The following is a 24,604-nucleotide window of genomic DNA, read 5'->3' on the forward strand; positions in this document are numbered from 1 at the left end:
CGACAGAGACAGCCTCGCGGCCGGTCATGCGGGCCACTTGGATGCGCCGGTGCGGGGCAGCGGGGTGGATCAATAGTTCGGTCGAGAAATTCCTCGCGCTCGACGGGCCGGAACCGATGAGTTCCGTGGGCGACGGCCGTCTGTACCGGTGACACGACTTCCCTCTCAGCCAGGAGACCAGCGATGACGACACCGAATGGCCGCAAGCCCGGCGATCCCTGTTGGGTAGATCTGTACACCTCCGACCTCGATCGCAGTATCGCGTTCTACCGCGACCTGTTCGACTGGACCGCCGAGAGCGCGGGCGAGGAGTTCGGCGGGTACGTCACCTTCCGCAAGGACGGGCGCGCGGTGGCGGGTGCGATGGCCAGGATGCCCGGCGACACCGACAGCCCGGAGCAGTGGACGGCGTATCTGGCCTGTCCGGATGCGCAGGCCACCGCCGACGCGGCGACTGCGGCGGGGGCATCGCTGATCGTGCCGCCGATGGCGGTGGGTGAACTGGGCACGATGGCCGTGCTCGGCGACGTCGGAGGCGCGGGCGTCGGCCTCTGGCAGGCCGGGACGTTCCCCGGCTTCGAGGCCATGGGCCTGGTTTCGGGCGGCCAGTGGCGCGACCACGCCGGGGCGCCGTCCTGGTTCGAACTGCACACCCGCGCCTACGACGCCTCGCTGGCGTTCTACCGGGAAGTCTTCGGCTGGTCGGACGTCTTCACCATCTCCGACGCCCCGGAGTTCCGTTACTCCACCATCCACGCGGAGAGCCCGATGCTGGGCGGGGTCATGGACGCCTCTGCGTTCCTGCCCGACGGCGCTCCCGCGGGCTGGACCGTCTACTTCGGCGCCGACGATGTGGACAAGTCCGTCGAACGCCTCGTCGAACTCGGCGGCTCGGTGCTCTCCCCGCCCGCAGACACCCCCTACGGTCGGATGTCCGCGGTCGCCGACGCCACCGGCGCCCGCTTCAGCATCGGCGGCAATCGAGCCTGAATCCGGACGGGCCGCACGGATCCGGTGTTTACCGGCATATTCCGTGCGGGCCGGTACCGCGCAGTCACACCGGATTCGCGCGCGTGAACTCCGCCATAGCTGATTCGATTCTCGCGACAACCGCCGGATTCGCACCGGCGGATTCTTCGAATATCATGGTCAATTCGTCGCACAACGCGACGAATTGCTCGTCTTCGGGATCGGTGAACAATCTCATCTCCGCGATGTTCCTCGCTCCGAGATACGGGTCCCGATGTCGTCCGGCGACAGCGTATGCCTCGTTCAGGCAGATCAGGAAAACCCCTGCCATCGGACGTCCGGATACTTTTCTCCGCTGGAAGAACCTCATCAACCCGTCGGCTATTCGGTCGGCGATCGCCAAATCGACGGTGTCCGCATCCAGCCCCGTGATTTCCTCGGCCGCACTGTCCAGCGCCTCCAACCGCAGCCGTTCGAATGCGGTAAATGCGTCCGACGATCGGGCGATTCCCTCGGCGTGCCGAGCACGGACAGCATGGACTGCGAGCGCATAGCTGGATGATTCACCGCAATATACCCGGCCGCAGAAACGCACCATCTCGGTCAGGTCGAGCCGCAATCGCACGAGCGGATCCTCGACAGAGTCCTCCCCCTGCCTGGCAGCAGCGACCAACTCGCGTCGTCGTATGCCCATCTCCGCACCCCGTTCGAGTGAATTACATGGTCGCGCAGGCGAACCACTCGTTGTCCCGCGGCTCAGTATAGACAGTCAAGATGTCGTTCCCGCGGTTCGTGTCGTAGGCGAGTTTCGCCCTGCTGCTCGTGCCGCGGTACTGGAGAATGTTCACCTTGTGACCGGGCTTGTTTCCGTCTCGGGGAAATCCGTAACTCACCAGACGGTCCACGCAGTCCAGAAAAGCTTGCGGGTTGAGAAATGGATCATGGCCACCGTCGATCATGTGGCGCAGCGCGTAGCAACGCAGCTGCATCTTGGAGCCGTTCGGATGAACCGCGCCGTAAAGTATGTGATTGTCGCTCATCGTGCTGCCGTCCGCATCGCACGCCGCCATCTCGGCGGTGAACTTCTTGTAATCGAACGACGAACCCGGCGGTGGCGTCGCATGCGCCGCAGCACCGGCGGCGAAAGTCCAGGCAGCGATAAAAAAGACGAGCACGAGCCGACTTAAATGCACTCTCATTGATTCCCCCTCGTTGCGTCGCGTAACTCCCCGTCCGCGACCTCGCTGAAACATTAACACGAGCGGCCTACCTCGGAAAGTACGGCGGAGCAGCCGGACCGGCGAACCCGCTGCCCGGAACCCCGGCACACCGACGCCCACGGCTCGGACCTCACCCAAGGGACGACCGGCGCCGACATGTACCCTCACTCGCATGCCGGTGAGCGACTTTTTGCATGTACGCGGCCGAATTCGCGCGGCCCGGTATCGGAACAGCGCGGGCGGTCACCGGTTTCGGGCGGTCATGGCCGGGTGCGCCGCGCTTCTCGTGGCCGGGTGCGGCGGCACCACCGACGACGCCGCTTCCATCGTGCGCACCACCACCAATATCGCGGGCGCGGGTGTGGTGGGGCTGGAACGCGACACCACCCGGGCATGCGCGCTGCCGAGCGCGCCGGATCCGGCGGATGAGGCCACCCGCAGCGTCACCCATGCGGCGGGCGTCTCCGAGGTGCCGGCCGACCCGCAGCGCATAGTCGTGCTCAGCACCTCCGCGCTCGACGCGGTCTGCGCGCTCGGTCTGTGGGAGCGGGTCGTGGGCACAGTGACCATGGCGGGGCCGAGTCCGCAGCCTGCCTATCTCGGCACCGGCGTGCTGAAGATCCCCGATGTCGGCACCGCCGCGCAGCCCGACCCGGCGCGGATCGCGAATCTGCACCCCGATCTGATCCTCGGCGAGATCCCCGCGGGGCCGGCGAGTTTCGCGGCGCTGCAGGCCATCGCCCCGACCGTGCTGGTCGGCTCGAACGACAGTTGGCAGGCCGAATTCGCGGCGTACGCGGCGGGTTTGGGGCGGCGCGGCGCGGCGGAGACCGCCTTGCAGAACTACCGCGCCGAGGCGCGTGACACCGGTGTCGCGCTGGCCGCGGGCCAGACCCAGGCGTCGGTCGTCAGGTTCACCGCCGACGCCGAACGGGTGCAGGGCGGCGACAGCTTTTCCGGCCAGGTGCTCGGCGACGCGGGCGTGCAGCGTCCCGCGGCTCAGCGCGGGGCGTCGTTCGACGTGCGCGAGAACGAGTTCGCCACGAAGGTGGAGGGCGACCTGATCTACGTGATCCTCGCGGGCCCGGAGGGCCGTGAACACGGTGAGGCGGTGCTGCGCACCGACGAATGGAAGGAACTCGGCGCCGCGACGGATCGCCGGGTGTTCGCCGTGGAGGACACCGTCTGGCACGGCGAAGGCCTCACCGCCGCCCGCGCCCTGCTCACCGATCTGCGCAACACGCTCAACGGCTACGTGACCGACTGACCGCCGCCCACCCCCTTGGGTGCGGTTTCCCCCACCCTGGGAGTGCGCGGACCAGCGCTGGGGTTGCTGTCGGAAAGCCCCTCCGAGGACGAGATTCAGAGGTACGCCAAGAACCTCTCAATCGACTCTCGAGGACACGACATGCACACGCTGACCGATTCGCTCTCCGACAACCTGTACGCCCTGTCGATGGCACAGCCCGTCGCCGAGGTCGATCCGCAGGCGGTCGTGGTGTCCACCGCCGATTGTGACCTCACCTACGCCGAGCTCGATCGCTGGTCCAACCGCCTCGCCCGGCTGCTGCTGCGCATCGGCGCGGGGCCGGGCACCCGGATCGCGGTGGCGATCGACCAGCCGATCGAGTCCGTGGTGGCCGAGCGGGCCGCCACCAAGATCGGCGCCGTCACCGTCCCGGTCACCGACGACGGCTCCTACGCGCTCGGCACCCCGGTGGGCATCACCACCAAGGACCAGCAGCCCGACCGCTCGGGCCGGATCACCTGGCTGGTGCTGGACGAGCGCTCCACCCTGCAGCGCTACCTGACCAGTTCCGCCGCGCCGCTGCGCGCGGCCGACCTGGATCTTCTGCCGACCGCCGCCTGAGCGGGCATACCCCTCCCCACGCGACCCGAACAGCGATGTTCGGGTCGCGCAGTGTGCGCAATACCCCCGCAGCGCCGACCACGCCGGTTCAGAATTGAGGTGCCGCGTGCTGTGCGGCGGCAGGTACTACCGCTACCGCGGTGGCTGCGGGCGGTCCTCGCCGGGTAGCCCGACCACGGTCAGAACGTAGGACACTCAATGCAACAGCCTTCCCTTTCGGTGAAAGATTCGGACACAGCGCTCCCCGACGGGGCCTTCGCCCTGTCGGCGGCACAGCGCGGCATCTGGTTCGCCCAGCATGTCGCCGGTGACACGCCGATCTCCATCGCCCAGTACGTCGAACTGAACGGACCGATCGATCTCGACCTGCTGGCGCGCTCGGCGCGGCAGGCCGGGCGCGAGTTCGGCACCGGCTACCTCCGCCTGATCGAAGTGGAGGGACATCCGTTCCAGTTCGTCGACACCACCCTCGACGACAGCTTGGAAACGCTGGACTTCCGCGCCGAGCCCGATCCGGAAGCCGCCGCGCGCGCCTGGATGCGCGCGGAGTACGAGGCCCCGCTCGTGCTGACCCGCGACCGACTGGTGCGCGTCGCCATGTTGCGTGTCGGCGCGCAGCGCTGGTTGTGGTACTCGCGCATCCACCACATCGTGCTCGACGGCATGGGCGCGCTGACCATGGTGCAGCGCACCGGAGAGCTGTACAACGCCGCCGTGGAAGGCCGCGAAGCGCCACCGGCGAAGGCCGAGGACCTGCGCAAGATCGTCGAGGCCGACCTGGCCTACCGCAGCTCGGAGCGGTTCGGCGCGGACCGGGAGCACTGGCTCGCGCATCTGGACGGGATGGCCGACCCGGTGAGCCTGGCCGGCCGCACCGCGGGTGTGAACGGGCATCCGAGCCGGGTCGCGGGCGCGCTGCCCGCCGATACCGCACGCCTGCTCGACGCCGTCGCGGAGCAACTCTCCTCCGGTGCCGCACCGACCGTGGTCGCCGCGTTCGGCGCATATCTGTCCGCGATGACCGGCTCGCCGGAGGTCGTGCTGAGCCTCCCGGTATCCGCGCGCACCACCGCGACGCTGCGGCGTTCCGGCGGCATGATCGCCAATGTCGTCCCGTTGCGGCTGCGGCTGACGCCGACCACCACGGTCGGCGACGTGATCCGCGCGGCCCAGGGCGAGCTGACCGGGGCGCTGCGACGCCAGCGCTACCGGCAGGAGGACATCTTCCGCGATCTGGGCTGGCCGATGGACGAGGCCGGGTCGTTCGGCCCGACGGTGAACCTGATGATGGTCGACACCAGGATCCAGCTCGGCCCGGTCACCGGCCGGTTGCACGTACTGACCTCCGGATTGATCGATGACCTGTTCGTCAACCTGTATCCGGGTGTCGGCGGCGAGAGCACGCACATCGACTTCCAGGCCAACGGCAACCTCTACTCCGACGCCGAGCTGACCGGGCAGCATCGCCGCTTCCTGTCGTTCCTGCACCGCTTCCTGGCCGCCGGACCGGACGCGCCGCTGGTGAGCGTGCCGGTGCTCTCGGACGACGAGCGCACCGACTTCGCTCCCGCCCGAGGGCCGGTCGGCCAGGCTGCGCGGACACTGCCGAGCATCCTCGCCGAGGGAGCGGCCCGTGACCCGCTTGCGACCGCGCTCGTGGAAGACGAGACCGTGCTGACCTACCGGCAGGTGGACGACTACACCAACCGGCTGGCCCGGATGCTGCTCGCCGCGGGCGCGGGCCCCGAGCGCACGGTGGCGATCTCGATTCCGCGGTCCCTCCGATCGGTGCTGGCGACGATCGCGGTGGTCAAGACCGGCGCGGCATTCGTGCCGATCGATCCGACCTATCCGGCCGACCGGATCGAGCACATGGTCGGCGACAGCGGAGTCGTCGCCGGAATCACGATCGCCTCCGCACGAAAGTCGTTGCCGGACCGGGTGTCCTGGCTGATCCTCGATGACGAGCACAGCGAGCGGACGGTGGCCGAGCGGGACGCCGCGCCGCTGACCGACGCCGAGCGGCCCACCGCGGTGCACCCGGACCAGGTCGCCTACATCATCTACACCTCCGGCTCCACCGGGCTCCCCAAAGGCGTGGCCGTCCCGCACCGAGGGCTGGCAAACCTGGTGGCGAGTTCCGGCGCCGGCTTCGGCATCGACGCGAGTTCCGTCGTCGCCCATGCCGTATCGCCGAGTTTCGACATCTCGGTCGAGGAAATCCTGGTCACGCTCGCCGCGGGCGCGACGCTGGCCGTGGTGCCGCCTGCCGCGTACGCGGGCGAGGAGCTGGCCCGGGTACTGCGTGCCCACCGCGTCACCCACCTCAACGTGACCCCGGCGGTCGTGGGATCGCTCGACCCGGCGACGCTGCCCGAGCTGCGCACCGTGATCGTCGGCGGCGACGCCTGCCCGCCCGAACTCGTCGTGAAGTGGTCGGGCCGGACTCTGCTGAACGGCTACGGTCCCACCGAGACCACCATCACCGTGACGCTCAGCGCCCCGCTGACGCCGGACGGCCCGGTCACCATCGGCGGTCTGGCCCGTGGCGTGTCCGCCGTGGTCCTCGACCCGTGGTTGCGGCCGCTGCCGCCGGGTACCACCGGTGAGCTCTACCTCGCCGGACCCGGTGTGGCCCGCGGTTACCACCGGCGCAACGGGCTGACCGCCGATCGTTTCGTCGCGAATCCGTACGCGAACGGCGAGCGCATGTACCGCACCGGCGACCTCGTGCGCTGGGTCCGCAACGACGGGCGCGTCGAACTGGAGTACCAAGGACGCAGCGACTTCCAGGTGAAGGTGCGCGGTTTCCGCATCGAGCTCGGTGAGATCGACGCCGCCCTGCAGCGCCATCCCGACGTGGACTTCGCGCTCACCCTCGGCGTCGAAACCGGTTCGGGCGCCACCGCGCTGGTGTCGTACGTGCTGCCGAAGCCGGGAACGCAGATTCATCCCGAGGCGCTGAAAGCCACGACCGGAGAAACGCTTCCGGCCTACATGGTCCCCGCCGTGGTCATGGTGCTCGACGAACTCCCGCTCACGCCGCTGGGCAAGGTGGACCGCAAGGCGCTGCCCGCACCGGAATTCGGCGCGCGCACGACGACGAGCAGGCCGCCGTCCACGCCACGCGAGGAGCTGCTCGCCGCACTGTTCGCGGAGGTACTCGGCCTGGAATCGGTGGGTGTCGACGAGAGCTTCTTCGCGCTGGGCGGCGACAGCATCGTCTCGATCCAGCTGGTGTCGAGGGCGAAAGCGGCCGGACTCGGGTTCGGCGCGCGCGATGTGTTCGAGCGCAAGACCGTCGCGGCGCTCGCCGCGGTGGCCACCGAAGTCCCGACCGCGGTGGTGCACGAGCTGCCCGGCGGCGGGGTGGGCGAGGTGGAGCTCACACCGATCGTGCACGCGATGCTCGAGACCGGTGACACCTGGCGGCGCTTCGCCCAAGCCGTGCTGATCGAGTTGCCCGCCGGTATCGAGCGCGCGAGTCTCGTCGCCGCGCTCGAGGCGCTGCTCGCCCGGCACGACCTGCTGCGTTCGACGCTGCGGCGCACCGGCGACGGATGGAGCTGGGTGGTCGCCGAATCCGGTGCGGTGAACGCGGGCGCACTGCTCGAGGTCGTGACCGCGGACGCGGATGCCGAGGCGACCTGCGAGCGGGCATTGCAGCGCGCCGCCGATCAGCTCGACCCGGAGACGGGTGTGGTCGCACGTTTCGTGTGGATCGAGCGCACCGACGCGGCGCCGCTGCTGTGGCTGGTGCTGCACCATCTCGTCACCGACGGCGTCTCCTGGCGCATCCTGCTGCCGGATCTGGCCACCGCCGCGCTGGGCGCCGAGCTCGCCCCGGTCGGTACCTCCTTCCGGCGCTGGGCGCACGGGCAGCGTGAGCACGCGGCCACCCGCACCGGCGAGTTGCCGCTGTGGCACCGCGTTCTGGCCACGCCCGACCCCCCGCTCGGCACGGCGCCGATGGACCCGGCCCTCGATGTGGTGGGCTCCATGGCCCAGCTGACAACGGTCGTCGCGCCGGATGTCGCGCACACCGTGCTCAGCACCGCGCCGGACCGTTTCCACTGCGGCGCCGACGACGTGCTGCTGGCCGGACTCGCGCTGGCGCTCGCCCGGTGGCGCGGGCGCACCTCGGCGCTGTTCACGCTGGAGGGCCACGGCCGCGCGGAGACCGTTGTGCCGGGCGCCGACGTCGCGCGCACGGTGGGCTGGTTCACCAGTGTCTACCCCGTCGCGGTCGACCTGACCGGCATCGATGTGGCGGATGCGTTCGCGGGCGGCGCCGCGGCGGGCGCGGCGATCAAGGCGACCAAGGAACAGTTGCGCGCCCTGCCGGACAAGGGCATCGGGTTCGGCATGCTGCGTTACCTGGTCCCGAGTACCGCGGCGGCGCTCGCGGACGCGCCCACCCCGCAGATCAGCTTCAACTACCTCGGCCGCGCGTCCACCGGCGGGGACGCGGAGCCATGGCTGCCGCGCCGGTTCGCCGCCACCCAGGACGACCGCGCGCCGCTGGCCGCCGCGGTGGACATCAACGCCGTGCTCACCGACACGGGTCTCGAGGTGACCTGGGCCTACGCCGCACGGCTTTTCGACGAGGCGGATCTCGGCGAACTCGCCACGCTGTGGGGGCAGGCCCTCGGCGCGCTGGCCGCGCACGCCGGAACCGCGAGCGCGGGCGGACGCACGCCGTCGGACTTCGACCTGATCGCCGTCACCCAGCCGCAGATCGACGCCTGGGAGCGCGACTACCCGAACCTCGCCGACGTGTGGCCGCTCTCGCCGCTGCAATACGGGTTGCTCTTCCACGCGCTCTACGACTCCGACACCGCCGACGGCTACACGGTGCAGTCGCTGCTCACCCTGGCCGGCACCGTAGACGCGGCCCGGTTGCGCCGCGCCGCACAAGCTTTGGTGACCCGGCACGAGAACCTGCGCGTCGCCTTCGTCGAGACCGAGGACGGTCCGCGTCAGCTCGTCCTGGCCGACGCCGAGATCGATTGGCGGGAAGCGGATCTCACCGGCATCGCCGACGCGGACGAGCGCGCCGGGGAACTCGGCCGGTTGGTCGCGCTGGACGCGCGCACCCGATTCGAACTCACCCGTCCGCCGCTGCTGCGCTGCACGCTGATCCGGATCGCACCCGACACCTACCGTTTCGTGCTGACCAACCACCACTTGGTGCTGGACGGTTGGTCGACGCCGCTGCTCGTGCGCGAACTGCTCACCCTCTACGTCACCGACGGTGACGCCGCGGCGCTGCCGCCCGCGCACTCCTATCGCGAATTCCTGACCTGGCTGGCGACCAGGGACGACGCCGAATCCCTCGCGGCATGGACCGATTCGCTGGCCGGCGTCGACACGCCGACCCGCGCGGTGCCCACCCTCGCCGGGATCGAGTCGACCGAAACCGGGATGATCTCCGTCGACCTGTCCCGCGACACCGTGGCCCGGCTGGAAACGGCGGGCCGGGAAGCGGGCGCGACGGTGAACACCTTGGTGCAGGCCGCGTGGGCGATGCTGCTGGCCATGCTCACCGGCCGCACCGACGTGGTGTTCGGCGGCACCGTCTCGGGGCGTCCGCCGGAGCTGGCCGGGGTCGAGGAGATGGTCGGCCTGTTCATCAACACGCTGCCGGTGCGGGTGCGGCTCGATCCGGCCGAGAAGGTGGCCGACCTGCTCGCACGCGTGCAGTCCGAACAGGCGCGCCTGATGGATCATCAGCACGTCGGCCTGGCCGCCATCCATCAGGCGGTGGGCTTGGCCGAATTGTTCGACACGCTCACCGTGTTCGAGTCCTACCCCATCGATCGCGAAGCGCTGTCGCAGGCGCTGGACATCGCGGGCATGCGGGTGCTCGACGTGGAAGGCACCGACGCGACGCCGTATCCGCTGAATCTCATGGTGATCCCGCTGCGCGGCGACGACGGCCGCGACACGCTGCGGATCACGCTGAAGTACATGGCCGACCAGCTTCCGGCGGAGCAGGCGCGTCCGCTGCTGGATCGCTTCGTCCGGCTGCTCACCCAGCTCGGCGACGACCCGCGCGCGCTGGTCTCCCAGCTGCAGTACTGCGACGACACCGAGCGCGCCGCGCTGGTCCCGGTGCGCGGCCCGGAGTCGGTGCCGCAGGCCACGCTGCCCGACCTGCTCACCGCGGGCGCCAGGATCGATCCGGACGCGATCGCGATCACCGCCGGTGAGCTCACCATGTCCTACGGCGAACTGGACGCGTGGTCCAACCGCTATGCCAGGGTGCTGCTGCGCCGCGGGGTCGGGCGTGAGGTGTTCGTCGTGCTGGCGCTGACCCGCTCACTGGAATCGGTGATCGCCGTGTGGGCGCTGGCCAAGACCGGCGCGGCCTTCGCGCCACTGGACCCGAACTACCCGGTGGAACGCATCGAGCACATGCTCAGCGACTCCAAGGCCCCGATCGGCGTGACGGTCACCGCCACCGGCGAGACGCTGCCCGGCACGATCGACTGGCTGCTGCTCGACGACCTCAACACCATCCGGCGGGTGATGACGGTCTCCGAAGCGCCGATCACCGACGAGGAGCGCGGCGGACCGATCGACCTGGACCAGACGGCGTACCTGATCTACACCTCCGGCTCCACCGGCAAGCCGAAGGCAGTGCTGCTCAGCCATCGCGGCATCGCGAATCTCGTGACCGCGCAACGGGAGACGCTCGGGCTGGATCACACCGCCAGCGTGCTCCAGGTGGCCTCACCCAGCTTCGACGCCTCGGTGTTCGAACTGCTGATCGCCCACGGCGCGGGCGGCAGGCTGGTGGTGTCGCCGCCGGACGTCTACGGCGGAACCGAACTGGAAACCCTGCTGCGTACCCAGCGCGTCACCCACGCGGTGGTCACGCCCTCGGCGCTGGCCACCATGGAACCCACCGGCCTGGAACACCTGCGCGTGCTCGCGGTCGCGGGCGAGGCGGCGACGCCGGAGCTGATCGAGCGGTGGTCACCGGGCAGGCGCATGGTGAACCTGTACGGCCCCACCGAATTCAGCATCTGGGCCACCGGGCCCGGCGAACTCGTCGCCGGCGAACCCATCACGATCGGCGGACCCATCCGCGGCGCGGCCACCATGGTGCTGGACGCCTGGCTGCGTCCGGTGCCGGTGGGGGTGCCCGGTGAGCTGTACCTGGCGGGCCCGGCGCTGGCGCGTGGCTACTTCAACCGGTTCGAGATGACCGCGAGCAGGTTCGTCGCCGACCCCTTCGGCGAACCCGGCGAGCGGATGTACCGCACCGGTGACATGGTGCGCTGGGTCGACTACGACGGCGGTTACGAGCTGGAGTATCTGGGCCGCAGCGACTTCCAGGTCAAGATTCGCGGCCTGCGCATCGAGCTGGGCGAGATCGACGCGGTGCTGTCCCGCGACGACGAGGTCGAGTACGCGGTGACCATCGGGCGCACCGGGCCGGCCGGGACGACCGTGCTGGTCTCCTACGTACTGCCCGCCGAAGGCGTGCGGCTGGACGTCGAGCGGCTGCGCGCGCAGGTGGCCGCCGAACTGCCCGGCTACATGGTGCCGGGCTATCTCGTCGTGCTGGACTCGATTCCGCTCACCCCGGTCGGCAAACTCGATCGCAAAGCCCTTCCGGCCCCGGACTTCGCGGAGAGCCTGCGGCCCTATCTCGCGCCCCGCACGCCGGTCGAGGAGGCGGTGGCCGCGGTGTTCGGCGAGGTGCTCGACCGGAACCGCGTCGGCGTCGACCAGTCGTTCTTCGAGCTCGGCGGCAACTCGCTGAGCGCGACGAAGGTGGTGGCGCGGGTGAACGCGGCGCTCGGGTCGCGGATCGCGCTGCGCGATCTGTTCGACGCGCCGACCGTGGCCCAGCTGTCCGCCCGGGTGGTGCCCGCCACCGGCGCGGCGCCGGGCCGGTTCGCCCTCGCGCCGCGGATCCGGCCGGATCGGGTTCCGCTGTCGCCGGCGCAGCAGCGCATGTGGGTGCTCAACCGGATGGATCCGGCTTCACCTGCCTACAACATCGCGGTGGCGCTGCGGCTCACCGGTGATCTGGACATCGACGCACTGCGCGCCGCGCTCGTCGACGTGGTCGACCGGCACGAAAGCCTGCGCACGCTCTACCCGGCGGACGCGGAGGGACCGCGACAGGTGGTGGTGGGTGCGGAAGTGGCCGTGCCCGCCATGCCGGTGGTCGCCACCGAGGACGGCGCCGCGCTGCGCGAGCGGATCACCGAGCTGGCGGGAACCGGCTTCGATCTCGCGACCCAGCCGCCGCTGCGGGTGGGCCTGTTCCGGATCCATGGGGGCGGCGCGCCCGCCGCGAGTGCGGCACCGGTCTCGTCGGCTCCTGCGATGGGCGAAGCGCCGGTCTCGTCCGGGCCCGTGGTGCGGACCGCGCCGGTGACGTCGGGCTATACCGCAGGCCCCGAGGAGCTCGCGGCCGCCACGCCGCCGGTGCACGTCGTCGTGCTGGTGGTGCACCACATCAGCGCGGACGGCGCGTCGATGGCGCCGCTGGCCGCCGACCTGGTCGCCGCCTACTCCGAGCGGGCCGGCGGCGGGCACGCCACCCGCGTCCCGCTGCCGGTGCAATACGCCGACTTCGCGCTCTGGCATCGCGAGGTATTGGGCGAGGAGACCGACCCGGACTCGCTCGCCGCGCGCCAGATCGGGTTCTGGCGCGAGACCTTGGCGGGCGCGCCCGATGTGCTGGAACTGCCCGCCGACCGGCCGCGCCCGGCGGTACAGAGCATGCACAGCGCCGACTTCGGCTTCGCTGTCGACAGCGAGACGCACCGTGCGCTGGTGGACTTCGCCGCCGCACGCGGCGTCAGCCCGTTCATGGTCGTGCACGCCACGCTCGCGGTACTGCTCGCGCGCCTCGCCGGTACCGACGACGTGCTGATCGGCACCCCGGTCGCCGGACGCGGCGAGGAGGCGCTCGACCAGCTCGTCGGCATGTTCGTCAACACCCTCGCGCTGCGCACCCCGGTCGATCCGGCAGCGGACTTCGCGGCGTTCCTCGACACCGTCCGGTCCGCGGACCTCGACGCCTTCGCCAACACGGATGTGCCGTTCGAGCGGTTGGTCCAAGTGCTGGATCCGGCTCGATCGACCGCGCACCACCCGCTGTTCCAGGTCTCGCTGTCACTGCAGAACTTCGTCGAACCAGTGCTGGAACTGCCCGGCCTGCGGTTCGAGGTGGAGGATTTCGAGCGCGACGCCTCCCAGTTCGACCTGACGCTGGATCTGCGCGAGCGCTTCGCCGACAGCGGTCCGGCGGGCATCGATGCCGTCCTGACCTACGCCACGGATCTGTTCGACGAGGCGACGACGGCGGCCTTCGCCGCCCGGTGGCGGCGGGTGCTGACGACGGTGCTGTCCCGGCCCGACGTCCGCATAGCCGATATCGACATCCTCGACGACGCCGAACTCGCGACGCTGGTGCCCGTGCGCGGGCCCGCGAGCACGGCGACCACGACCTTGCCGGACCTGCTCGCCGAGACCGTGCGGCGGTACCCGGATCGCGTCGCGCTCGTGGTCGGCGGGCACATCACCACCTACGCCGAGATCGATGCGCACGCCAATCGCCTGGCCCGAGTCCTGGCCGAGTCGGGCGGCGGCCCGGAAACCGTTGTCGCGCTCGGGCTCCCACGCTCCGCGGAGCTGCTCACCGGGATGTGGGCCGCGGCGAAGGCGGGCGCGGCGTTCCTTCCGGTCGATCCGAAGCACCCGGTCGAGCGCATCGACCACATGCTCACCGACTCCGGCGCGACACTGGGCCTGACCCTCGCCGCGTTCCGGCCCATGTTGCCCGACAGCACGAACTGGCTGGTGCTCGACGAACTCGCCCTCGTCCAACGCTGGAGCGCCGCGAGCAGCCGCCCGCTGCGCGAGAGCGAACTGCTCGCACCCGTCCGGCCGGACAACGCGGCGTGGATGATCTACACCTCCGGCTCCACCGGCACGCCGAAGGGCGTCTCGGTCTCCCATCGCGGTATCGCCGACCTCGTTGCGGCGCAACAGTCTTCGCTCGGCTTGGACGAACACTCCCGAGTGTTGCAGGTGGCGTCGCCGAGTTTCGACGCATCCGTGTTCGAGGCGATCATGGCGTTCGGCTCCGGCGGCGCGTCGGTGGTCGCACCGCCGGAAATATTCGGCGGCAGCGCGCTGGCCGAGCTGATCGACACCGAGCAGGTCACCCACATGGTGATCACCCCTTCCGCGCTGGCCACCCTCGATCCCGCCGAGGTGACCAGCGTCCGGGTGCTCGCGGTGGCCGGCGAGGCGGTCGGCGCCGAACTGGTCGAACGCTGGGCCACCGGCCGCACCATGGTCAACCTGTACGGCCCCACCGAATCGACCATCTGGGCGACGGGTTCGGCGGCGCTCGAGGTGGACGCCCCGGTGTCCATCGGCGCCCCCGTGCAGGGCGCGCAGGTGCTGGTTCTCGACGACCGGCTGCGACCGGTCCCGTTCGGCGTGGCGGGCGAGCTGTATCTCGCCGGACCGGCGCTGGCGCGCGGCTACCACGCGCGGCCGAGCCTCACCGCCGCCCGCTTCATCGCCGACCCGTTCGGCGCGCCGGGTGAACGGATGTACCGCACCGGCGACCTGGTGCGCTGGATCCGCGGCGACGCGGGTCCGGAACTGGAATATCTGGGCCGCACCGACTTCCAGGTCAAGGTGCGCGGTCAGCGCATCGAACTCGGCGAGATCGACGCGGTGCTCGGCCGCGCCGACGGCGTGGACTTCGCGGTGACGCTCGGCGTGCCCGGCCCCACCGGCGCGACCGCGCTGGCCGCCTACCTGGTGCGCACGCCCGGGTACGAACTCGACGTGGCGAAGGTGCGGGCTTTCGCCGCCGACACCCTGCCCGGCTACATGGTGCCCACGGCATTCGTCGTGCTCGACGAGATCCCGCTCAACGCGGTCGGCAAGCTGGACCGCAAGGCGCTGCCGGAACCGGAGTTCCTCGCCGAGCGCACCGAGTACCGCGCGCCGGTCACGCCGACCGAACAGCAGCTGGCCGCGATCTTCGGCGAACTGCTCGGGGAGGCGCGGGTGGGCGCCGACGATTCGTTCTTCGCGCTCGGCGGCGACAGCATCCTGGCGATCCAGCTGGTGTCGCGGGCCAAGCAGCAGGGCATCACGTGCACCCCGCTTCAGGTGTTCGAGCACCGCACGGTGGCGGCGCTGGCCGCGGCCGCCGACGCGGCGGGCACCGCGGTGATCCTGGACGAACTGCCCGGCGGCGGTGTCGGTGAGCTGCCGCTCCCGCCGATCGTGCACTACATGCTGGAGCGCGGCGGGAACTACGATCGCTTCGCCCAGACCGCGGCACTGGAGCTGCCGGTGGGTATCGAGCGCGCGCAGATCGTCGCGGTGCTCACCGCCGCGGTGGACCGGCACGACATGCTGCGCGTCCGGCTGGTGACCGACGGCGAGGACGGGCCGCGCCTGCTGGTCGCCCCGCCCGGGTCGGTCGACGTGAACGCGCTGCTGCACCGTATCGAGTTCACCGCCGTCGACCCGATCGAACTGCACGAGTTCGCCATGACCGAGCTGGACGCCGCGGCCGACCGGCTCGATCCCGCCGGTGGCACGGTGCTGCAATTCATCTGGCTGGACCCGGTGGGCGACGCGGGCGCGCGCACCGGGTCGGGCCGGCTGATCGTGCTGGCGCACCACCTGGCGATCGACGGCGTGTCCTGGCGCATCCTGGTGCCGGACCTGGTAGCCGCTTGGGCCCAGGTGTCGGCCGGAAGCGCGCCGGTGCTCGCCGAGACCGGAACCTCGATGCGGCGGTGGGCCTACGCGCTGGCCGACGAGGCGCGCTCGCCGCAGCGGACCGCCGAGCTGGCCTACTGGCGCGACGTGCTGTCCGGACCCGACCCGGTGATCGGCGGCCGGGAGCTCGACCCCGCCGTCGACCGGACCGGCACACTGCGCATGGTGGAGCGGGAGGTGTCCGCGGAGGTCACCACCGCGCTGCTCACCACCCTGCCCGGCTTGTTCCAGGGCGGCGTCAACGACGCGCTGCTGGCCACCTTGGCGCTGGCGCTGGTGCGTTGGCGCGCCTGCGACCCCTCGGCGCTGATACGCCTGGAAGGTCACGGCCGCCAGGAGGAAGTCGTGCCCGGCGCCGACCTCTCCCGCACCATCGGCTGGTTCACCAGCATCTACCCGGTGCGCTTGGACCTGGCCGGAATCGACATCGAGGACGCGCTGGCAGGCGGCCCCGCGCTGGGCGCGGCGATCCGCGCCGTCAAGCACCAACTGCTGGCGGTGCCGGACAAAGGAATCGGCTTCGGCTTGCTGCGCTACCTCGATGCCGAGACCGCGCGGGAACTGCCGGAACGGCTGCCGGGACGGGTCGGCTTCAACTACCTCGGCCGATATTCCACCGGCGATATCCCGGCCGGGCTCGAGGGGATCGGCTGGCTGCCGACCGACGAACTGGGCGATGTGCACGTGGCCGAAGATCCGAGTGTGCCCCTCCAAGCGGCGATCGACGTCAACGCCGTCGTCATCGGAAACCGGTTGCGGGCGAGCTTCGGCTTCCCGTCCACCCTGCTCGACCATGACGAAGTCGCCGAGCTGGCCGATCTGTGGATCGGCGCGCTGAGCGCGGCGGCCCGTTTCGCCCAGACCCCGGCGGCACGCACCGCCGCCGAGGAAGAAGCGGCGGCCACGGCGGCACCGGCCGTCCCGGCGGCGGGCGGGCTCGGTCTGGACGTGGTGCTGCCGATCCGGCTCGGGGGCGAGAAACCCGCGCTGTTCTGCATCCACCCGTCGTCCGGAATGTCGTGGACCTATCTGGGATTCGCCGACGCGCTCGCGCCCGGCCGCCCGATCTACGGGCTGCAAGCGCCCGATCTCGGCGGCCAGGAACCGCCCGCGCGCTCGATCGAGGAGTTCGCCGACCGCTACGTGCGAGAGATCCGGACCTTGCAACCCGAAGGGCCGTACCACCTGCTCGGCTGGTCGTTCGGCGGGCTGATCGCCCACGCGGCGGCGGTGAAGCTGAAGGCCGCGGGAGCCGAGGTGGGTGTGGTCGCGCTGCTGGACGCCGACACCGCCGACATCGACGGCGACAGCATCGAGCGGCTCACCGCGGGCTCGTTCGTGAACAGCTTCGGCGCGGTGTTCGGCATCCACGACGTGCCCGCGGACGCGACCGCGCAGCAGGCGGCGGAGCTGATCCGCGAACGGCTCGGCGGGGTCTCGCTGATCGACGCCGCCACGCTGGAGCGAATGGCCGGGTCGTACAACGCCGCCGCCCGGACCAGAACCGGGTACCGCCGACCCGTGTACGACGGCGACATCGTGTATTTCAGCGCGACCGTCGACACCTCCGACATCTTCGGTCCCGACGGCTGGGGGCCGTACGTGACCGGCGACATCATCAACCACGACATCGAAGCCACCCACGACGAACTGACGGCGCCGCACGTGCTGCCGGTCATCGCGCGCGTGCTCGATGCACATCTGGGAGGCCGAGGATGAATTCCGATCAAGGAGTCGTCGTCGAGGGGATCGAGAAATCCTTCGGCGCGGTCAAGGCATTGCGGGGAGTCGATTTCGTGGCCGAGCCGGGCGAGGTGCTCGGCATCCTCGGACCGAACGGCGCGGGCAAGACCACCACGGTGAACGTCCTGTCCACGCTGATCCGGCCGGACCGGGGCCGGGCCGTCGTCGCCGGGTACGACGTGCTGGCCGATCCCGCGGCGGTGCGCCGCAGCATCATGCTGACCGGGCAGTACGCCGCGCTGGACGACATGCTCAGCGGCTACGAGAACCTCGTGATGTTCGGCAGGCTGATGGGCCTGCGCAAGCGGGCCGCCCGCGCCCGCGCTGACGAACTGCTGGCCGAGTTCGATCTCGAGCGCGCGGCGGCCCGCAAGGTGGGCACCTACTCCGGCGGTATGCGCAGGCGCATCGACATCGCCTGCGGTCTGGTCGTCCGGCCCGACGTGGTGTTCTTGGACGAGCCGACCACCGGGCTGGATCCGCGCAGCAGGCAAGGGGTGTGGGATCTGGTCTCCGGCTTCAAGAAGGCGGGCATCACCACCCTGCTCACCACCCAATACCTGGAGGAGGCCGACGCGCTCAGCGACCGGATCATCGTCATCGATCACGGCGTGGTGATCGCCGAGGGCACCGCCGACGAGCTGAAGGCGCGCACCGGCGGCAGCTACTGCGAGGTGGTCCCGCTGAACCTCAGAGACCTACCCGCCATCGCCGCGGCCCTGGGTCCGCTGCTGCCGCAGGAGAATCGGGACGCGCTCGGTCCGGATTCCGATCGGATCGCCATACCCGCCCCGGACGGCTCGAAGACACTGCTGGAGGCGCTGCGCCGGCTGGACAGCGCGGGCGTCGACCTCGTCGACGTCGCGCTGCGCCGCCCCTCGCTCGACGACGTGTTCCTCCAGCTCACCGGGCATCTGGCGACGACAGAGGAGATCGCGCGGACGGAGGCCGTGTCGTGACGGCCGCGACCTGGCTGAGCCAGACCCGTGCGGCGCCGCTGCGGCCGCAGCAGTGGTGGGTGCTGACCACCCGGTTGGTCGCGCCGTCGCTGCAGAGCGGCGAGGTGCTCACCTCGGTGCTGGCGCCCGCGACATTCACCGCCAGCTTCTACATTCCGCTGAAGACGATCATGACCGTCATCGGCACCGGATTCAGCAGTTACGCGCAGTACATGATGCCGCTGGTCGTGTTGCAAGCCGCCGCGTTCACCGCCGTCTCGGCGGCGTTCCGCGCGGCCACCGATTCGGTCGCCGGGCTCAACCGGCGCTTCGGCGCGATGCCGATCGGCCCGCTCGTCCCGGTCGCGGCGCGCCTGTCCGGCAGCGTCTTCCGCCTGGTCATCGGGTTGATCACCGCGCTGATCTGCGGCCACGTCATCGGTTTCCGTTTCTACCTCGGCACCGCGCAGACGATCGGCTTCGTGCTGTTCTCGCTGCTCATCGGACTCGCGCTGATCTGGGGCGGCGACGTGATCGGCACCGTGTCACGCAACCCGGAGGCCACCGCGCAAGCGCTGGTGTTGCCGCCGTTGATCTTCGGCATGCTGTCCACCGGAATCGCGCCGGCCGACCAGTTCCCGGCCTGGGTACAGCCGTTCGTGCGCAACCAGCCGGTGTCCCAATGGGCTATCGCTCTGCGCGCGTTCGCCGGTGACAGCGGACCGAACGCGGGCCAGCTGAGTTTGTCGCTACTGGGGCCGCCGACCGCGTGGGCGCTCGGCATCCTGATCATCTGCGTCCCGCTGTCGATGCGGCTGAGCTCGAGGAGGGCGTGATGGCACTGCTGGCGGATCACAGGCACGAGTCATGGACCGGCTCGGAGGTGTCGGTATCGGCGCTGATGGCGCACACGCTGATTCAGACGCAGCGCCTGCTGCTGCGCTGGGCGCGCAATCCGGTCACCCTGCTGGAGACGCTGATCATCCCGTGCCTGCTGCTGATCATGCTGAACACCGTGATCGGTGGGCAGATCCAGAAGTTCACCGGCGAGAGCGCGCTGTACGGATCGGTGCCCATGGTCGCCCTGGTGGGTGCGCTGTCCGGCGCGGTGGCGGGGGGTGTGCTGCTCGGCCGCGAACGAGACGCGGGCCTGCTCGCCCGCTTCTGGGTGCTGCCCGTGCACCGCGCTTCCGGCCTGGCTTCGCGGGTACTCGCCGAGGGTTGCCGCATCTTCGTCTGCACCCTCGCGGTCGTGTTGGTGGGTAGCGTGCTCGGTTTTCGCTTCCACCAGGGCGTCGCGGCGGCGATCGCCTTCCTGTTCCTGCCGGTCCTGTTCGGCCTGGCCTTCGCCACCATCGTCACCTCCGTTGCCGTGTTCACCGCGAAATCGACTCTGGTCGAGGGGATCACGATCCTCACCTCGCTGATGATGTTCTTCAGCACCGGCTTCGTCCCGCTGGTCGCCTTCCCCAAGTGGATCCAGCCGGTCGTCCGCGACCAGCCCATGTCGGTGGGGGTCGATGCCATGCGCGCGCTCGCCTTCGGCGGACCGCTCGCCCGCCCGCTCACCCTCACCGTCGTGTGGTCGATCGGCGCGATCGTCCTCTTCGCGGTGCCCGCGACCATCGGCTACCGCCGGGCCAGCAGGCGCTGAAGCCCGAGGCACCGTTCCCAGCGAACTCCCAGCGGGAGCTCAGCCGGACTCGAGCGCCCCTTCCTAACGTCGGGCAGGACGATGTCGACGAACGAAAGGCCGGACAGTGGGCGCACGACGCGGTGAGGTACACGAGCACGATCTCGGTCTCGCACACGATATGAAGGTTCTGGTGTCCCGGCGCCGTGCCCTGTTCTTCCTCGGGGCGACCGCGGGCGCGGCGGCGGTCGCGGCCGGCTGCGCGTCGGCTTCCGACGACACGACGGCCGCGGCGACCGAGGCCGCCTCCGCGACCACCGCGCAATCCGGTGGCGCCACCGCCGCACCGCAGGAGACCGCGGGACCGTATCCGGGCGACGGGTCGAACGGACCCAACGTCCTCGTCGAGTCCGGCGTGGTGCGCAGCGACATCACCGACTCGTTCGGCCCGTACTCCGGTGTCGCGCAGGGTGTTCCGATGACGCTCGAGCTCAGACTGCGTGACCTGGCGAAAAGCGGCGCGGCGGGAGCGGGCATGGCGGTGTACGTGTGGCACTGCGACCGGGACGGCAACTACTCGCTCTACAGCAGCGGTGTCACCGAGCAGAACTACCTGCGCGGGGTGCAGGTGGCCGACGCCGACGGCAAGGTGACCTTCACGTCGATCTTCCCGGCCTGCTACTCGGGCCGGTGGCCGCACATCCATTTCGAGGTCTACGACTCGCTCGAGACCGCGGTCGCGGGCCAGAACGCGCGGCTGACCTCGCAGATCGCCCTGCCCCAGGCCACCTGCGAGGCGGTATTCGCCCACGACTCGGGTTACGCGCGCAGCGTCGCCAATCTCGCGCAGGTCACGCTCGACTCCGACAACGTCTTCGGCGACGGCTGGGACGCGGAACTGGCCACCGTGACGGGCGCGCCGTCCTCCGGGTTGCGCGTCTCGCTCACCGTGGGGGTCGCCGAGAAATCGCAGAACACCCAATCGGGCAACGGTTCTTCGCAGCCCGGCGGGCAGCCGCCCGGCGGCGCACCCGGCGGCCGGCCTCCGCGGTAGGACTCAGCCGCCCCGTGGGTCGAATCGGCGCAGGTAGACAAACCGCGGCGAAGCGGTCCGGCTGCCGGATCAGTCCTCGCGCGGCGGTGACTTGCGGCACTGCCACCGTTGCGGCGCGCCGGGATCGGCGAGCCCGGCAACGCTTTCGCGGCCGAGCTGAGGCGGGCATCCACCCCTGGTGCGCCGATCATGAGCACGTCAGGCTCGCCTTACCGGACAACGTCTGGCAAACAATCAGCCCGCAACGGGACCCACCGGTGCCGATGTAGTCACCCCACGGCGCGTACCGCACAATAGGGGGCCGCGCGCGGCGCGTCCCGGCGTTCCCGCGCACGTAGGACGCGTATCGCGGCGACACAAGGTGTTGTGCTGCGCGGACATGTCAGCCACTAGGAGTAGTGTTCCGAGGGTAGACATTCCGTGACGGCAGCGTGCTCGGGAAAGGCGTGGAGGCAGGATGAAACTGATCGATCGGGTGTCGGCCATCAACTGGAATCGGGTGCCCGACGAAAAGGACGCCGAGGTCTGGGACCGGCTGACCGGCAACTTCTGGCTGCCGGAGAAGGTGCCCGTCTCCAACGACATCCCGTCGTGGAACACCTTGACCGCCGACGAGAAGCAGCTGACCATGCGGGTCTTCACCGGCCTGACCTTGCTGGACACCATCCAGGGCACCGTCGGCGCGGTGAGCCTCATCCCGGACGCGCTGACCCCGCACGAAGAGGCGGTGCTGACCAACATCGCGTTCATGGAGTCGGTCCACGCCAAGAGCTACAGCTCGATCTTCTCCACGCTGTGCTCCACCCGCGAGATCGACGAGGCGTTCCGCTGGTCTGAGGAGAACCGCAACCTCCAGCGCAAGGCCGAGATCGTGCTGGAGTACTACCACGGCGACGATCCGCTCAAGCGCAAGGTCGCCTCCGCTCTGCTGGAGAGCTTCCTGTTCTACTCCGGCTTCTACCTGCCGATGCACTGGTCGTCGCGGGCCAAGCTCACCAACACCGCCGACATGATCCGGCTGATCATCCGGGACGAGGCGGTGCACGGCTACTACATCGGCTACAAGTACCAGAAGGGCTTGGAGCTGGTCACGCAGGCCGAGCGGGACGAACTCAAGAACTACACCTTCGAGCTGCTGTTCGAGCTCTACGACAACGAGGTCGAATACACCCAGGACCTCTACGACGAGGTCGGCCTCACCGAGGATGTCAAGAAGTTCCTGCGGTACAACGCCAACAAGGCGCTGATGAACCTCGGCTACGAGGGCCTGTTCCCCAAGGACGAAACCGATGTGAACCCCGCCATCCTTTCGGCCCTGTCCCCCAACGCCGACGAGAACCACGACTTCTTCTCCGGTTCGGGCTCGAGCTACGTCATCGGCAAGGCGGTCAACACCGAGGACGAAGACTGGGAGTTCTGAGCGGGCCTACGCCGAGCCCGGTGCCCGCGATTCGGTCGCGGCGCCGGGTTCGCGTCGTTTCGTTCGAGCACCGGATCGACAGCGCGGGATCTTCCAGCCGCCGCTGGAGGTGGCGCGGTGCCGACGCTCAGATCCCCAGCACCAGCTTCGCTGTCGTGAAGTAGATGATCAGGCCGGTGGCGTCGACCAGGGTGGTGACCATCGGGGCGGAGACGACCGCGGGATCGATGCGCAGTTTCTTCGCCAGTAGCGGCATGGTGCCGCCGATGGTGGCGGCCCAGCCGCAGATCAGGACCAGGGTGATGCCGACGACCAAGGCGATGCGCGGGCCGACGAACAACGCGCCGATCGCCAGCCCCGCGGCGGCGAGCAGCGAACCCAGCACCAGGCCGACACGACATTCGCGCCAGATCACCCGGAACAGGTCCGATACCCGCACCTCCCCCACCGCCAGCGCGCGCACGCAGGCGGTGGCGGCCTGCGCACCGGCGTTCCCGCCCGCACCGATCAGCAGCGGGATGAACAGCGCCAAGTGCGCCGCCTGGTGCAAGGTGGCCTCGAAGAAGTCGGTCACGCTCACCGTCAGCGTCGCCGCGAAGAGCAACAGCAGCAGCCACAGCGCGCGGTAGCGGGCCAGCTGGAACACCCCGGCGGCCATGTAGTGGCCCTCCCAGGGCGCGGATCCCGCCTGCCGCGCCACGTCCTCGCTGTCGGCGGCCTCGATCACCTCGACCGCGTCGTCGATGGTGAGCAGCCCGACCAGCCGGTCCTCGCTGTCCACCACCGGCAAATTGATGTCGTTGGTCTCGCGCATCAAGCGGGCGGCCTTCTCCGCGGAATCGGTGGCGCGCGCGAAGGCGGGCTCGGTGACGACCAGCTCCGACACCATCGTCTCGGGCTTGCTGAGCACCAGTTCGCGCAATTCGACGATGCCGGTCAGCCGCCTGCCCGAATCGACCACCGGCAGCGTGTACACCGTCTCGGCGTTGCCGCCCTTGGCCCGCACCATGCCGAGCGCCTCGGCCACCGTCAGGTCGCGCGGCAGCGCCACCACTTCCGGCGTCATGAACTGCCCGGCGGAGCCCTCCGGGTAGCCGAGCAGGCTCGCGGTCATCCGCCGCTCCCGCGGACTCAGCCCGGCCAGCGCCTTTTTGGCCACCTTGGCGGGCGCCTCGCGCAGCATGCGGGCGCGGTCGTCGGGCGCCATGCCCTCGATCAGGTCGCGGAAGCTCTGATCGCGCAGTCCTTGCAGGATCTGCTGCTGGTCCACCGGCTCGAGTTCCTCGAAGACGGCCAGCGCCAGGTCTTTGTCGAGCAGGCGGAACGCCATCCCGGCCCGCACCGCGTCCATGCGGGCGAGCTGGTCGGCGATGACGTGCGGCGGATGGTTGCCGAGCCAGTCCAGCGCGGCGTCCACGCGACGGGTTTCCACGACGTCCTGGAGGGATTCGGACAGCGTCGGACGTACTTCGATGATGTCGGTCTGCGACATGAGAGGACCTCAGCACATGCGTGAGTGAACAGAGACGCGAAATTCACACCGCGGGCGCCGGCCCCTGCCGTCGCTACCTGTCAGGAATGCGAAGGGGCGGCGCCGCGCGGCCTTCGACTGGGAGGTTCGCTGCGCATCGCCCACCTCCCTCTCGTCGTCGCCGCGGATCTCGGATATCCGCACCATTCGGATCAACATCTCGCGGACAGGAAACGTCCTCGTGCAGCTTACATGGCTGCGGGGATAATGATCACCTTACGACGGCGCGCTGTGACCGAAGCCGCTCCACGCCGGTCGGAATCGGGCGTCGGTTCGCCCGCGGATGCCGGCATCGGTACCGGCGCGCCGACCGCGATCGCGGTCGACCGGCCGCGCCTGCGCTCCGGCGGCGGTCGTCGTCGCTTCGGGTCGCGCGACCGCGCGGGTCGTCATGCGGCGGTTGCCGCTGCGAAGCCGACGACCGTGTCACCTCGGTCTCCGG

At 70.0% G+C, this 24,604-nt stretch carries 12 protein-coding genes; 9 read left to right on the plus strand and 3 right to left on the minus strand.

The window, feature by feature from the left end; all coding sequences use genetic code 11:
- Positions 1 to 183 precede the first annotated feature (183 nt).
- Positions 184 to 990, plus strand: coding sequence for a VOC family protein (locus ACFU5M_RS06935; protein WP_379045010.1), 807 nt, complete (start codon positions 184 to 186; stop codon positions 988 to 990).
- Positions 991 to 1,054: 64 nt separating this feature from the next.
- Here the strand turns inward: ACFU5M_RS06935 and ACFU5M_RS06940 are convergent, their stop codons facing one another.
- Both ACFU5M_RS06940 and ACFU5M_RS06945 read right to left on the minus strand, forming a co-directional pair.
- Entirely contained in the window at positions 1,055 to 1,588 is a 534-nt protein-coding gene (locus ACFU5M_RS06940) for a hypothetical protein (RefSeq protein WP_379045013.1), read from the minus strand.
- Between the two features lie 97 nt (positions 1,589 to 1,685).
- On the minus strand, positions 1,686 to 2,168 hold the full coding sequence (locus ACFU5M_RS06945; protein ID WP_379045016.1) for a hypothetical protein: 483 nt from the start codon (positions 2,166 to 2,168) through the stop codon (positions 1,686 to 1,688).
- Between the two features lie 283 nt (positions 2,169 to 2,451).
- Between ACFU5M_RS06945 and ACFU5M_RS06950 the strand changes: the two genes are divergently transcribed.
- From ACFU5M_RS06950 to nrdF, 8 genes are all read left to right on the plus strand, one after another.
- Entirely contained in the window at positions 2,452 to 3,456 is a 1,005-nt protein-coding gene (locus tag ACFU5M_RS06950) for an ABC transporter substrate-binding protein (RefSeq protein ID WP_379045073.1), read from the plus strand.
- A 141-nt stretch (positions 3,457 to 3,597) separates the two neighbouring features.
- On the plus strand, positions 3,598 to 4,059 hold the full coding sequence (locus ACFU5M_RS06955) for an AMP-binding protein (RefSeq protein ID WP_379045019.1): 462 nt from the start codon (positions 3,598 to 3,600) through the stop codon (positions 4,057 to 4,059).
- Positions 4,060 to 4,257: 198 nt separating this feature from the next.
- Entirely contained in the window at positions 4,258 to 17,562 is a 13,305-nt protein-coding gene (locus tag ACFU5M_RS06960; RefSeq protein ID WP_379045022.1) for an amino acid adenylation domain-containing protein, read from the plus strand.
- On the plus strand, positions 17,559 to 18,545 hold the full coding sequence (locus ACFU5M_RS06965; RefSeq protein ID WP_379045025.1) for an ATP-binding cassette domain-containing protein: 987 nt from the start codon (positions 17,559 to 17,561) through the stop codon (positions 18,543 to 18,545). Before ACFU5M_RS06960 ends, ACFU5M_RS06965 begins: the two co-directional genes overlap by 4 nt.
- Positions 18,542 to 19,360, plus strand: a complete 819-nt coding sequence (locus tag ACFU5M_RS06970; protein ID WP_379045028.1) for an antibiotic transporter — start codon at positions 18,542 to 18,544, stop codon at positions 19,358 to 19,360. The genes ACFU5M_RS06965 and ACFU5M_RS06970 overlap by 4 nt, the downstream gene beginning before the upstream one ends.
- Positions 19,360 to 20,178 (plus strand): ABC transporter permease, encoded by an 819-nt coding sequence (locus ACFU5M_RS06975; RefSeq protein WP_379045031.1) that lies wholly within the window; start codon positions 19,360 to 19,362, stop codon positions 20,176 to 20,178. The genes ACFU5M_RS06970 and ACFU5M_RS06975 overlap by 1 nt, the downstream gene beginning before the upstream one ends.
- Positions 20,179 to 20,338: 160 nt before the next feature.
- On the plus strand, positions 20,339 to 21,211 hold the full coding sequence (locus tag ACFU5M_RS06980; RefSeq protein ID WP_379045076.1) for an intradiol ring-cleavage dioxygenase: 873 nt from the start codon (positions 20,339 to 20,341) through the stop codon (positions 21,209 to 21,211).
- A gap of 457 nt (positions 21,212 to 21,668) precedes the next feature.
- On the plus strand, positions 21,669 to 22,631 hold the full coding sequence (gene nrdF, locus ACFU5M_RS06985) for a class 1b ribonucleoside-diphosphate reductase subunit beta (RefSeq protein ID WP_379045034.1): 963 nt from the start codon (positions 21,669 to 21,671) through the stop codon (positions 22,629 to 22,631).
- A gap of 127 nt (positions 22,632 to 22,758) precedes the next feature.
- On the opposite strand, the gene mgtE is transcribed toward nrdF, so the two are convergent.
- Positions 22,759 to 24,123, minus strand: a complete 1,365-nt coding sequence (mgtE, locus tag ACFU5M_RS06990) for a magnesium transporter (protein ID WP_379045037.1) — start codon at positions 24,121 to 24,123, stop codon at positions 22,759 to 22,761.
- Positions 24,124 to 24,604: the final 481 nt, after the last annotated feature.

Source organism: Nocardia sp. NPDC057455, from assembly GCF_042802775.1.
In the GTDB taxonomy this organism is placed as follows: domain Bacteria; phylum Actinomycetota; class Actinomycetes; order Mycobacteriales; family Mycobacteriaceae; genus Nocardia.